This window comes from Lientehia hominis, assembly GCF_021044755.1.
GTDB lineage: Bacteria > Bacillota > Clostridia > Lachnospirales > Lachnospiraceae > Lientehia > Lientehia hominis.
On the sequence record NZ_JAJNOR010000010.1, the window covers coordinates 66819 to 80753 of the forward strand.

The window sequence follows — 13935 nt, forward strand, 5'->3', positions numbered from 1 at the left end:
CCTGCGATCATACCTGACGGTTCAAATACAGATTCAGCTTTCGCACCAGCAGGACCGGATCCAGCCCATGTTCCAGAGCCGCCTCTTCAATCGTCTCTCCGCCGGCGGCAGCGCATCCAATGCAGTGCATGCCAGACTGGGCCAGAATAGCGGCTGCCCGCTCATCCTTTTCCAGAAGTTCACTGATCAGCATATCTTTTTCAATCATAAATCTCCCTCATTCCAGAAAAGGCTGTACCAGAACCCTGGCACAGCCTTCTGCCGTTTTTATTCTTTTATTTAATGATCTTTATCCAACCCTCCGGGGCTTCTATACGCCCCATCTGAATACCGGTCAGCGTATCATAAAGTTTCTTTGTAACAGTCCCCATTTCCGTCATGCCGCTGGGCAGACAGATTTCCCTTCCGTGATCCACGATCTTTCCGACCGGTGAAATGACGGCGGCCGTACCGCACAGACCGCACTCCGCAAAATCCTTTACCTCATCGAAGAACACTTCTCTCTCTTCCACTTCCAGACCCAGATATTCTTTTGCCACGTATATCAGAGAACGGCGGGTGATAGAAGGCAGGATACTGTCAGATTTGGGCGTGACTACCTTATTGTCCTTCGTCACGAACAGGAAATTCGCTCCACCAGTCTCCTCCACTTTCGTCCTGGTCTTCGGGTCTAAGTACATATTTTCGTCGTATCCCTCCTGATGTGCGGACACGATCGCATGTAAGCTCATAGCATAGTTCAGTCCTGCCTTGATATCTCCTGTACCACAAGGAGCCGCACGGTCAAAATCGCTGACACGGATGGTCAGGGGCTTCGCACCGCCTTTGAAATAAGGACCTACCGGGGTGCAGAAGATACGGAACTGGAATTCATCCGCAGGCTTTACGCCGATCACGGCATTGCTTCCAAACATATACGGGCGCAGATACAGAGTCGCTCCGGAACCGAAGGGAGGCACATATGCTTCGTTGGCTTCCACCACCTTCGCGACTGCGTCGACAAAACGCTCCTTCGGGAAAACCGGCATCTCCAGACGCTTCGCGGAAGACACCATGCGCTCCGCATTCAGATCGGATCGGAAAGTCACGATATGACCGTCCTCCGTCGTATATGCCTTTAATCCCTCAAAGCAGGTCTGCGCATACTGAAGGACGCAGGCGCATTCGCTAATGGTCACGGCAGCGTCGGAAATCAGAGCACCCTCATCCCATTCACCGTTCTTGTAATTGGAAACATATCTCTTGTCAGTCTCCATGTAGGCAAATCCGAGATTGCCCCAGTCAATGTTTTTCTTTTCCATCACAGTTCTCCATTCTGCTGTCTATCAGCGTATAAATTTTTCTTATGGGTTATTATAACTCACCTCATCGAGATTTTCCAGAAGAATTTTCGTTCTGCAGGTTTTTCCGCGGAGACCGTCAGGCCTCTTCCTGATTGGGTTGTTTGACGATCTCAGGTCTCGGTGAGATCTCCCCGGCTTTCATCAGGGCGATCTTCGTCATCATAGGTCCCGCCAATTCATAGATCAGCACAGAAAACAAGGTGATATTCCGGATCAGGCGTCCAGTCTCACCCATGGTCTGGGTCACGCTCATGGACATCCCCAGGGCTACGCCCGCCTGCGGAAGCAGCGTGATTCCCAGGTATCTGCAGATATTTTTATCGCATTTCATCCATTTTGCTCCGCCCAGGGCTCCCAGGCATTTTCCACCGGAGCGGGCGATGATATAGGCAATACCGATGCCGACGATGGCCACGTTCTGGAACACGCCAAGCTCCAGCTCTGCCCCGCTCAAGACGAAGAAAAGAATAAAGAGAGGCGCTGTCCACTTATCTGCCCTGGCCATCATATCCTCCGAAAAATCGCAGATATTGCAGAAAATCGTACCAAGCATCATACAGACTAACAGGGACGAAAAGCCTATCTCGATTCCGCCCACATTAAATTTCATCATGGACAGAGCCACCGTGAAGATTACAAAGGTGATGGCAATGGAAAGACGTTTGCTGTTGGATTCAAAATAACGTTCCGCAATGGTCAGGAGCCCTCCCATGAGTGAACCCAGGATCAGGGACAGTACCACTTCCAAAAGGGGTTCTGCCAGCACCGAAATGATATCCACAGTACCGCTGCTGAGCGCCCTCGCAACGCCGGAAGATACAGCAAACACCACAAGCCCTATGGCGTCATCCAAAGCCACGATCGGCAGCAGGATCTTAGTCAGCGGGCCCTTTGCCTTATACTGACGGACCACCATCAGCGTAGCAGCCGGAGCCGTGGCCGTGGCTATAGCCCCCAATACCAGGGCCATGGGCAGGCTCACTACAGAAGGCATCAGGAAATGGAGTCCGATCATGACGGCATCCACCAGCACCGTCGCCGCCAATGCCTGGGTAAAAGCGATCACAGCCGCCTGTTTCCCGATCTTCTTTAGCTGCGACAGGCGGAATTCATTTCCGATGTCAAACGCAATGAAGCCTAAAGCAACATCGCTGAAAATAGAATACTGTTTTACATTTTCCGTAGAAAGGAAGCCAAGACCTGTGATCCCCAGCTGGCCCAATATATAAGGACCCACCAGAATACCGGCAACTAAATATGCAGTCACGGCCGGCAGCTTAAAAACCTTCGCGGCACGTGACATCAAGAGCCCTGCCAGCAGGGCAATGCTAAGACTGAATAGTTGTTCCATACTTTTTCCTCTTTTCTTTTTCTGCTCTTCTCAATTTGTCCATTGCAAATTATAGCGCAGAATCAGAAAAAATCAAGTAAATTAGACTACACGCCTTTTTTGGCACACCATTCTTCCAAAGGACACTGAGCACAGCGCGCCTTTCTGGCGGTACAAACGGCCCGCCCATGATAGATGAGCTGAAAGTTGATCCGTATCCAATGCTCCTCCGGAAGACATTCCTTCAGTTCTTTTTCAACTGCCTCCGGCGTCTTTCCCTCTGCCCATCCCAGGCGTCTGGAAATCCGGAACACATGGGTATCTACCGTAACACCTGGAATTCCAAAGGCATCCGATAAAAACAGATTGGCTGTCTTCCGCCCTACGCCCGCCAGCTTTAAAAGCTCCCCCATGGTATCCGGCACCGCTCCCCCGTACTGTTCCACCAGTTGACCGCAGCATTTCTTGATATTTTTCGCTTTATTCTTATAAAGCCCCACTGACTGGATATAATGCTCGATTTCCTCCACCGGCGCCTCTGCCATGGCCTCCACTGCAGTAAAACGGTCAAAAAAAGCCGGTATCGCCTCGTCTACCTGCTTATCTGTGCTCTGCGCGCTCAGCATGATAGCCAGAAGCAGCTGCCACGGCTCGCGATGATAAAAATTCTGTTTTTCTACTCCATAAGTCTCATCCAGTTTATCCAGGATTTTCTGAACCTTTTCCTGTTCTGTCATTTTATTTTCCTTTCTTTTGTACATTCCGCCTATCCATCCACGATCATAAAACCGGGGCAGGCGGCAAGCCTGTCCCGGTCCGGTTCCGACAGATGTCTGTTTCTAAATATAAGAAACAATTTTACAATAATTTCCGGGAATCGGCTCAATCACTACTCCGTGCGCCTCATCCCGGGCGTGTACACACATACCCCCGCCCACGTACATCACCACATGGCAGATCATACCATTTTCATCGGCATAAAAAGCCAGATCACCGGGCTGCATATCGCCCGCCGCCACTTCTCTCCCTCCGGACGCCTGCTGACGGGTGGTCCGGCCTATGGACATACCAAATCCCGCATATACGCTCATGGTGAGACCGGAGCAGTCCACGCCGCTTCTCAGATCTGTCCCGCCCCAAACATAGGAAAGACCCGCGTGGCTCTGGGCTTCTGCCACCACTGCCGCCCGAAGCTCCGTTGTCTCCGGAGTGACGGCAGACCAGACAGAAAATAACTCCGGATGCTCCATTCTGTCGATTTCGTTCTGTTCCGCCAGCTGTGTCATAAAATCCGGAGTATCCTCCTCCAGGCCTGCCGCTTCCAAGGCAGCCTTTTCGTCTTCCGTAATGACCGTAAGCCGGCAGTCCTCTCCCTTTACAAATCCCAGGCCGTCCAATTCCAAAAGTCCATCCCATACCGATACCACATTCCATAGATTTCCGGTGGGACCCTCTTGTTCCTGTCCATACCGCATCTCCGTAGTAGCATAGACCGCGGCCCTGGTATCCTGCTCGATATCCGCGTACACTCTTCCAGTGGCCATCAAATATTCCTGAAGGGCATCACCGTGGAGAAAATAATCATATTTAACATACCCGGCCGTTCCTTCCGGAAGGCTGATCTGGCACCAGAGCTTTGTCCCCGACTCGTTCTCCGCCTCTCCTTCCGTCACCTGGACGCACTCCAATGTCTGTCCCGGATAAACCTCCGCGATAATCTCCGCGTCCATCCTCGGCTCTGTTCTCACGTTCACACACTCGCCGGCAGACACTAAAAACTTGTCAAACGCCGCACAATATCCATTTTCCGCCTTTGCCGGCAGGGCCGCTCCCACAAGCAGCGCCGCAAGCAGAATCATCGCAAATCCTGTCCTCTTTCTCATCCTGTCATTCCACCGTCCAATATCTATTTTTATCTCTTCGACTATGGTAACACAATTTGCCGCCTGATACAAGACGACCACGCAGAATCCTGGTATCTTACCGGCCCTCCGCCAATTCGGGACGGATTTCCTTCATGCCCGGCTCATACTTCTTATATCTCCCCTTCCCGGCCGCCTTGGCCTGAAACAGCGCAATATCCGCTTTCTTGTAAAGATCGTCAAATTCCGTTCCCTGTTCCGGAATCATAACAAACCCGGCGGAGAAAGAAAATACGATTTCTCTTCCTTCGTTCCTCAGAACCCTTTTGGTTTCCTGAACGATCTGCTCCAGACGCGCCATAGTATCCGTTTCACTGATGTTCTTACATAAGACCATGAATTCGTCTCCGCCCAGACGGCAGATCACGTCATTTTTCCTGAAAAAATCCTTAAGCCTGCCGGCATTATCCGCTATGACAGTATCCCCGTACATGTGTCCAAACACGTCGTTTACCTGTTTAAAATTATCCAGGTCAAATATGATAAATGCCGCCGTCTCCTCCTGCCTCTCATCCAGATAACTATGTATCAGGGGAATCGCTCCCCGGCGGTTGTAAAGCCCCGTGAGAGAATCCCTCACCGCTTTCTCGACCAGCTCCAGCTCGCAGAGCTTCTGTTCGTGGATATCCAGGACAAACACATAGGCAATTATATCCATGGTCTCGTCAAAGCGGACCAGATGATATAAAAGGCGCATCCATTTAGGCTTCCCGTTCAGCATCCGGACATATTCCACGCTGTCAGAAACCACTCCACGGTCGTAACAGCCCAGAAGATGGTCTCTGTCCATAAACCTTCGGAGGATATCCGCATACTGCGGGACAGTATTTCTGTCCACAGACAGATTATACGCCTCCGTATAGCTCAGGTCAGAAAATCCGCCGATGGAATCAAGCCATATGGATTTATCGCTGTCGTCCAGGATCTCATCCCGGCTCAGATTGATTCGGAGGCTGTATACGGCCTGGCGCTGCAGGATCTCCAGAGCCTTCATGTTCGCCATCGTTTGAAGCTCCTCTTCTTTTTCCCCGGTGATGTCAGTAAAATACCCTACCGCGTTCACCGGCTTCCCAGACTCGTCACATATAGTCTCACAGGACGTCCTGAGCCAGCGGCGTCTCCCATCCAGCGCTTCCACCTGAAGCTCACATTCCGCGTTTTCACCCCGGGCGATCTTCCGGTAGAACTCTTCCAGTTCCTTCCGATGCACCGGCAGGACCATATCACTCTCCTTCACCATTTCCGGATAACCGGCATAAACCACCTGACCGTCTTCCCCTCTTTCTTCCGGATGGAACAGCACGCCGTCACCGAATGGTCCGGATATGGTCAGGACAGAAGTATCGATGTCCCAGTTCCATACATTCAGTTCAGCCTGCCGGATGATGCTCTCCATCTTTTTTCCAGTCAGCCAAAGCTCTTTTTCCCTCCCTTTCAGGCTGGTCACAAGCGCCATGTTTTCGCTGATGTCCAAAATCACTCCGTAAAAGACGGCTTTCCCTCTCTGTTCCATTTTCCTGCCCTGAATCAAGGTCCATATGGAACCATTCTTCGCTTCCATCCGGCATTCCATGCTTCCTATTTCTTCCATCCCGAGACCGCGGAACATGCCGGATACCCATTTCCGGTCCTCAGGATGCACAAGCTTCAGAAAAGAGTTTTCAAAGTCTTCCGTCAGCTCATTCTTTGAATATCCCAATATTTCCATAAAACGGTTGCTCACATGCACCAGTTCCAGATCTTCCGCCCCGATACACTGATAATAACCTCCAGGAGTGTCATTATTGAGAAATTTAAGCTCGTTATTTTTTCTCAGCAGAGTCTTATTGGTCTCCCTGAGCAGCAGTTCCCTCCTGCGCTGCTCTGTCACATCATTTACTGCCCCGTAAAACAGCCGATGCCCGTCATGTTCCCGGAGAAAAAAGACATGGATATGCATCCACATCACGGTTCCATCCAGTCGGCGTCTCCGTATTTCTCCCTCCGCTCCATTTATGGGCTCTGCTACAGCGGACCGAAAAATATCCAAGGTCCTTTTTCTATCCTCTTCCTCTATCAGAGAAAGAATCTGCCGTCTTTTTTCTTCCAGATCCACTGGATTGCAGCCAGTCACACGATAGTATTGTTCATTTACCTGAAGGAGCTCCAGACATCCTCCATACAGATCATAAAACGCGACTCCGCCCAGCATATTGTTCAGCATGGCGCTGGACAGATCGCCGGTAAACAGATCCTTCAGACTCAGATTCTCCATGTGCTCCGCCATAATGCCCCTGAAGTCAATATTCTCTTCATCTGATAATAAGATATCTGCCTCTTCCATGGGCAGCGGCCGGCAGAAGTAATAACCCTGAGCATAAAAGCAGCCGATATCCATCAGAAAATCCTTCTGTTCCTTTGTCTCTATCCCCTCCGCGATCAGTCGCAGCTTCATCAGATTTGCAAGCTTTACGATCGCCTCCAGGATATCCATACCCCGGCTCCGGCTTTCTTCCTCCATATCCAAAAACTTCATATCCAGCTTAAGAATGTCCACGTTGACATCCTTAAGCATGTTCAGCGACGAATAACCGCTTCCAAAATCATCCATCAGAACAGTAAAGCCATTCACCCTCAGACGCTCTACGACCTCTTTGATCACCTCATAGTCCTGTACATATGCGCTCTCTGTGATCTCTATTTCGATAAGGCGGCTGTCCAGCTCAAATTTTTTTATAAGCTCTTTAAATACTTTCACCACATCGACCGCATAGATATCAATTCTGGAGACATTGACAGAAACAGGAACAGGGCGAAACCCCTCTTTTATCCAGCTGCTGACTTTCCTGCACACAAGCTCCCAGGCATACAGGTCCAGATTGGTAATAAAACCATTTTGTTCCAAAAGGGGGATAAAAGTACCCGGCATTATATTCCCTTTCTCCGGATGCTCCCAGCGCACCAAAGATTCCAGCCCCACGATCTTTCCCGTGATCATATTACATCTGGGCTGGACATACAGCACAAATTCCTGATTCTCCAAAGCTTTCTGCACTTCGGAAAGTAACAGCTGGTCCTCTTCCAGCCTCCGTTTCATCTCAAAGTCATACCATGCGGTCCGCTTCGCATAATTCCCTTTCACGGAGGACATGGCGATCGCGGCGCGGTCATACATCGTCCTCATGGACTCTTCAGGTGATTCCACCGGATAGATTCCAAAAGCAGGTAGAAATCCCGCGTTTCCGCCAAATCTCCTCACGTATTCTGTAAGCTCGCCTTCCAGCCTGACGATGATATCCGTATTGAGCGGAAGCAGGATCACAAAGTCATCGCCGCCCATATAGCCGGCGATGCTGGGATATTCCTCCTGAATCTGATTCAACTTCCCCGCGACGCTCACCAGAAATCTGTCTCCCTCTTCCAGACCATACCATTCGTTGAACAGCTTAAAATGTTCAATATCAATGGCGACCAGACAGTAGGGCCGCCCGCTGTTTTCTTTCAGAAGTCCCGCAGCTTTTTCAAAAAAAACCTCCGCCCGGTACAGCCCGGTCAGGGCATCTGCCCCGTCATCCAACTCCTTTTGTTTCCTTGTGCCGGCCTCCTCTGCCTGTTCATGGATATCCTGTATAAAACAAATAATTATCTTTTCATGATTTTCATTATACCGAAGGGGTACTGCGATTTGGAGCACCCAGCAGTATCCTCCTCCCGCCAGCTTCTTTCGGAATTTTCCTTCGAGGAGCTCTCCTCCCTTTCCCATTCCTTCAAGCATTTTGTCAAAATCCCAAAACTCAAGAAAACGTTCCTTATCATCGGGATGGATCATGTGCTCCGCAACATCTGAGCGCATTTCGTCCAGACGCCCGTCCACGGGCGGAACCACATATTTTCCTTCTGCATGAAAAAGAATCTTATACGTATTTCTGCTGATATTCAGCTCGAAAAGCTCATCATATGCCGGCATCTGGGTCAAGTCATATAACAGGTTTTTATTACTTTCGCCGATGCTTTTGCTGAAAATGATCGTACAGGAGCCATGGCCCGGCCATTCGGCCCGGCCAGAAGAAAATTCCAGCCACTGTCCCAGGTGTCTGTTATACACGACCACACTGTCTTTATCATTTTGTTTCAAAGGGCAGCAGGCGCATGGCCCGTCTTCTCCCTGAACCGCCTCATAGCATATGTCCCCTGCCTTAAGTTCCTGAAAAAGAGCCTGCATCCGTTCATTCACATATAAAATCCGGTAGTCATCGTCAATAACCGTAATACATGTCGTTTCATTCTTACCCGGCTGTCTGTCCATAAAACTCTCGTTCCCCTGTGTATCCATAATATATGACGTGTTTCTATATATGATAAAACTATAGCATATTTTTAGATTATCGGCAAAAGATTTACGCCATTAAGCCCTTGATCCTTTTAGAAAGATGGAACACTCTGCCCCTGCCATATCAGCTGCACTGCGTCTTTCCCTCTACAGAAGCCGGATTTACATGTACCATGCAGTGTTTCACCTCGGGAAACTGTCTTTCTATGGAGCCATGAACGTTTTCCGCGATTTCATGGGAATCCTTCAGAGTCAGGTTCTCATCCGCAGCGATCTCTATGTCTACATATGCCTTCGCTCCGAACATTCGGGTACGGATATCGTCTATTTCCACAACTCCCTGGCTGTTTAAGGCTACGTTCTTCATGCTCTGGACTGTCGCCTCATCACAGGACTTATCAACCATTTTATTGACGGCATCTCTAAAGATGTTAAAAGCCGCCTTAAGGATGAATACACAGATAACAACACTGGCCAGCGGATCCATCACCGGGAATCCCATCCGGGCGCCTAAAATCCCGGCAAAGGAACCAATGGAAGAAAGAGCGTCTGAACGATGATGCCAGGCGTCTGCCATCAGCGCTCCGGAATTGATTTTTTTCGCGGCCGCCCTCGTATACCAATACATCCACTCCTTCACCACTACGGACACCACAGCGGCCGTCAGCGCCAGCATACCAGGTACCTGTATAACTTCTGCACTTCCGGACACGATCTTCTGTATCCCTCTGATTCCAATGCCGGCGCCGGTGACAAACAAAATCACGGCCAAAATGACCGAGGCTACACATTCCAAGCGTTCGTGGCCATATGGATGTTCCTTATCTGATTTTTTTCTGGAGACGGATATACCGATTATTACGATCACTGTGCTGAAAACATCGGATGCCGAATGTACCGCGTCGGAGATCATAGCCCCGGAATATGCCGCAATTCCCGCGATCAGTTTAAATACTGATAAGATTAAGTTCACTGCGATGCTGACAGCAGATACCCGTACAGCTATCTTTTTATCTTTGGAATCTTCTTCATGAATCATATCGATTCCCTCCATTCCTGTTCAGTGAACCAACTCTTGAAATAATAAAAAGCACCTATGGAACAATTGAAATAAACCACTGTCCCACAGATGCTGCTGTTTACCTGCTCAATTTCAATAATTTTCACAGTTTATCTGATAACAGCCCTTCGGGCATCCGCATACGGGACAGATTTCCGGCGCACACGCTCCGTAATGGATATATCCGCAGTTGAGACACACCCATACCGCGTCCTTTCGTTTACAGAACGCCTCATTATCTCTTATATTCCCGGCCAGTCCATCAAACCGATAGTCATGATGCCTTTCGATTTCTGCCACCTCCCGAAACAGCCTGGCAATATCTGAGTATCCCTCTTCTTCTGCCGTGACGGCAAATTCCAGATACATACTGCGCCATTCCCGGCTCTCTCCTCTGCAGGAATTTTCCAGGTTTTCCAAAGTATCCGGAATCTTCCCTCCCTCCAGCAGCTTCAGCCATATTTCCGCATGGGTCATTTCATTCCATGAAGTTTCCTCAAAAATATTTCCTATCTGCTGATAACCGTCTTTTCTGGCTTTTCTTCCAAATATCCGATATTTTGTGCTGGCCTTCAGTTCTCCTTCATACGCTTTCCTCAGATTCTCGTACGTCGTACAGTCTTTAAAACCCATGGAACGCACCAAAAATTCGTTTTATAAAAATAGTATTCGGCCGCTCCGGTAAATGTGCCGGCAATCTGTTTAAAATCACTGACTCCATGTGTCAAAAAGATACTGCCGCTCAGATCAGGCACCCTTTCATCCGTTTATTTCTCTGCTCCGGATAAACAGTACCTTAAAATCCTCTTTCGTCTCTGCCATTTTCGTATCATCTCTTAAAATCGCGGACGGCTGATACACAGCCGTCAACCAGGTATTTTTCCGATAAAGAAACTGTCCGTGTTCCCTGGTGATCCGAAAGTCAGAACGGATGATTCTCTGCGCCGCGATTCTTCCCAGGCAGACAATGATTCTCGGCCGTATCAAAAGCGTTTCATATTTCAAATATGGAATACATGCTTCCTGCTCATCCGGTTCTGGATCCCGGTTCCTGGGAGGATGGCACTTCACCACATTGGTCAGATAAATTTCATCCCGGCTCATCCCTATTGAGGCCAAAAGCTCGTCAAATACTTTTCCTGAGGCACCTGTAAACGGGATTCCGTCCCTGTCCTCCTGATAGCCGGGAGCCTCCGCAATGAACATAATGGAAGAATGAAGATTTCCCCTTCCCATTACAGATTTATTTCTGGCGGCGGACAGCGGGCACCGTGAGCAATGCTCCACAAAATGCTTAAGCTCTTCATAGTTATACATGATCTGTCTTTCCTCTTCTGTGAATATATGTTTTACTTGGATTTTATGTACATTGATACTATACCTTGGAATACCTTTCAAACAAACCAGTCTTTGTAAACCATACGAGACAGGAGAAAGTCCGCTTCCATCCAGGCGGGCGGGCCGTGTGGTTATCCAATCCTTTTCTGGAATCTAAGAAATGAAATTTGTCCGGTACTGCCGGAGCGGGGGATAACGCGGCCTCTGCATCGCCAGCGAACCGAAATCGTGACGGTCCGGAACTTATGCCGGTGCTAAACTGGAGCCTGATCGAAGCTGACTAATAATGATTCCAATAGGTATTTTATATCATAGCACAAAATGACGGGTTTGGCGATTTAGGTTCAAAGCCTGCGGAGCCAGTTGATGACGACGATTACGCCTGCGATCAAAAGTATCCCCACGCCTGAAATGAAGAACCAGGCATGTACCCCTATTTTTTCTGCTATCGGACTTCCCACCAGCAGCCCTGCTGGCATAGACAAAGACCCTATCAGTCCAAGCAGGGAGAATGCTCTTCCCATTTTTTCCGGGGCTATGGTCTCCTGCATATATGCCGTCATCGGTATGGTATGCACATTGCCGAACGCTCCCATAAAGGAACACGTCACGGTAAATATGATCCATCCGGTGAAAACCGGAGGAACCAGCCCGCATACTGCAGAAGTGATTCCTATACCGAACAGCCCGGCATAGGATACTCCAATCTTGCGCTTGACCTTCAGCACGCTTCCAAACAACAGCGCCGTCACCATCATCCCCGCCGCAAAGCCCATCTCCACAACGCTGCCATGGAAAGCGGACAGCTTAAAAAAGCTGCTGGTCATCAGAGGATAAAATGTAGACAGAGGCGCAAAGAAGAACATGCACAGGGCCTGTGCTGTCACCAGCATGAACAGTTTCCTATCCTCCCGGTATACTCCTATCCCCTCCTTGAATTGTGTCAGGAAGCCCGTCTTTTCCGTCTCTTTATGCGGGAGCCTTGGCACTTTGACGAGTGCCAGCGCTCCGCTGGCAAATGCCGCACCGATCACATCTGTGAACAAGATCACATACATCGGCACTGCAGCATACAAAGCTGCCCCGATCACAGGCCCCAGGATAAATGATCCGGAGGTCATAAGCTGGGTCCAGCCGTTTGCCTTTACCAGCTGTTCGGGCGGCACCAGCTGCGGAATTATGGATTGTATAGCCGGCTGCTGAAAAGTATTTCCAACGCCCCGCGCACATAAAACGGCCAGTACAGTCCATATGGGAATATCCATAAAATAGAGTATCACCGCGTACAAAAGAGCCAGTATTCCCATGGACATATCCGATATGATGCTTATGGCTTTCCGGTCATAGCGGTCCGCGGCCACTCCCGCAAACGGGCTTAAAAACGTCATCGGGAGGAACGCTACGACTCCCGCCAGCCCCATCATGACAGGCGAAGAAGTTCTCTCTGCCAGCCACCAGATCATCGCAAATTGGACTGCTGAGCTTCCAATCAGGGAAACCGCCTGCCCAAATGCAATGATGAAAAATGTCTTTTTCCATCCTTTATTTTGTAACATAATATCTCTCCTATGGTCATTTAGAATAATTATTATAGAACTTTCCTGACGTACAAAAACAGACGACCTCATCATTTGAGATCGTCTGTCTGCTTATTTTTACGATTATCAGAAATGTATTCTCTTCATTTCTGTCCCAAAGACAACATACAGATGAAATGTACCTTTCCACCTGCCGTCCGGGGAACTAAGCCTTCCGCCTATGATCAAAACATAAGCAGCCCAACTCGTCTATCCGTAAAATAAGTACAACAAGAACCCCCCATGTTATGAGAGTATCCATTCATTGTCCATTATCTTAAACGCATAGACGACATCAAGCCACCTCCTTTTCCACAATGGAGCCACTATAACAAATTTTTCGCCGTTAGGCAAGTCTTTTTATAACTTTTTTGAAAAACAGAAGGCCATATTTTCTCAGCATGCAGATAGAACCGGCGGCTATGAGTTTGTCCCACTGTCTGTAAACGTCAGCAGAGAAGAATTTGATAAGAAGGTACGGCAGCTTCTCTATTTGCCCTTGGGCTTCTTATTCAGTTTTAATACCAGATTCCGCTGTTCCGCCATATCCTGAAACAGCTCTGCCGCCTGAGCCGCTTTCTGTTTCAGGTTCCGGACATCTGCTCCTTCTGCCTCTGCCAATCGCCTCATCACATCCTTTATATCTTCCAGCTCCAAAAGATTGACCGCCAGACAAAATAAGCTCTTGCGGCGGCCATCATTATAATTTTCCAGCAGAAACGACAGAATCTCCGCTTTCTGTGCCTGTTCGGAATGGTATGCTTCCGCTCCCATTTTCTGAAAGAGTTCCATATCCTTCCGACGGTTCCTATGGGTTATAAATGAATCATACTCATCTATCCTGTCGTACCTTTCACAGGGAAACTCCCCGCACAGATGACAATATTCCACCTTTCCGTGCTGCAAACTGCACCTCGCGGCCCCACATGCCTGGTTTCCTTCCCCTCCGCCGCACCCAGGGCAATAATGGTACAGAAACATGGGGCAAAGCCTGCAGTTAAGGCCGCACAATGAAAAACTCAGATCCTCTCTCTTGAAATCCTTCAACGGTCATTC

General features: G+C 49.1%; 11 protein-coding genes. All 11 read right to left on the minus strand.

What is annotated here, in order from left to right; genetic code table 11:
* Window positions 1-7 precede the first annotated feature (7 nt).
* Window positions 8-208, minus strand: a complete 201-nt coding sequence (locus tag LQE92_RS13475; RefSeq protein WP_231063459.1) for a DUF1858 domain-containing protein — start codon at window positions 206-208, stop codon at window positions 8-10.
* Window positions 209-275: 67 nt separating this feature from the next.
* The gene (locus LQE92_RS13480; protein ID WP_231063460.1) at window positions 276-1301 is read right to left on the minus strand and encodes a branched-chain amino acid aminotransferase; all 1026 of its coding nucleotides are present in this window, start codon (window positions 1299-1301) and stop codon (window positions 276-278) included.
* Between the two features lie 118 nt (window positions 1302-1419).
* Complete coding sequence (locus LQE92_RS13485) at window positions 1420-2694, minus strand: cation:proton antiporter (protein WP_231063461.1); 1275 nt, start codon at window positions 2692-2694, stop codon at window positions 1420-1422.
* 86 nt (window positions 2695-2780) lie between these two features.
* Window positions 2781-3410, minus strand: a complete 630-nt coding sequence (gene nth / locus LQE92_RS13490; RefSeq protein WP_231063462.1) for an endonuclease III — start codon at window positions 3408-3410, stop codon at window positions 2781-2783.
* 102 nt (window positions 3411-3512) lie between these two features.
* Window positions 3513-4556, minus strand: a complete 1044-nt coding sequence (locus tag LQE92_RS13495) for a C40 family peptidase (protein WP_231063463.1) — start codon at window positions 4554-4556, stop codon at window positions 3513-3515.
* 97 nt (window positions 4557-4653) lie between these two features.
* The gene (locus LQE92_RS13500) at window positions 4654-8880 is read right to left on the minus strand and encodes an EAL domain-containing protein (protein ID WP_231063464.1); all 4227 of its coding nucleotides are present in this window, start codon (window positions 8878-8880) and stop codon (window positions 4654-4656) included.
* 148 nt (window positions 8881-9028) lie between these two features.
* A complete protein-coding gene (locus tag LQE92_RS13505) occupies window positions 9029-9943 on the minus strand; it encodes a cation diffusion facilitator family transporter (RefSeq protein ID WP_231063465.1) in 915 nt (304 codons plus the stop codon).
* 114 nt (window positions 9944-10057) lie between these two features.
* Complete coding sequence (locus LQE92_RS13510) at window positions 10058-10597, minus strand: rubrerythrin family protein (protein ID WP_231063466.1); 540 nt, start codon at window positions 10595-10597, stop codon at window positions 10058-10060.
* Window positions 10598-10723: 126 nt separating this feature from the next.
* Window positions 10724-11281 carry a uracil-DNA glycosylase gene (locus LQE92_RS13515; protein WP_231063467.1) on the minus strand — a complete coding sequence of 186 codons (558 nt, stop codon included), beginning with the start codon at window positions 11279-11281 and terminating at the stop codon, window positions 10724-10726.
* A gap of 365 nt (window positions 11282-11646) precedes the next feature.
* The gene (locus tag LQE92_RS13520; protein ID WP_231063468.1) at window positions 11647-12858 is read right to left on the minus strand and encodes an MFS transporter; all 1212 of its coding nucleotides are present in this window, start codon (window positions 12856-12858) and stop codon (window positions 11647-11649) included.
* A gap of 510 nt (window positions 12859-13368) precedes the next feature.
* Entirely contained in the window at window positions 13369-13926 is a 558-nt protein-coding gene (locus LQE92_RS13525; RefSeq protein WP_231063469.1) for a DUF3795 domain-containing protein, read from the minus strand.
* Window positions 13927-13935 lie beyond the last annotated feature (9 nt).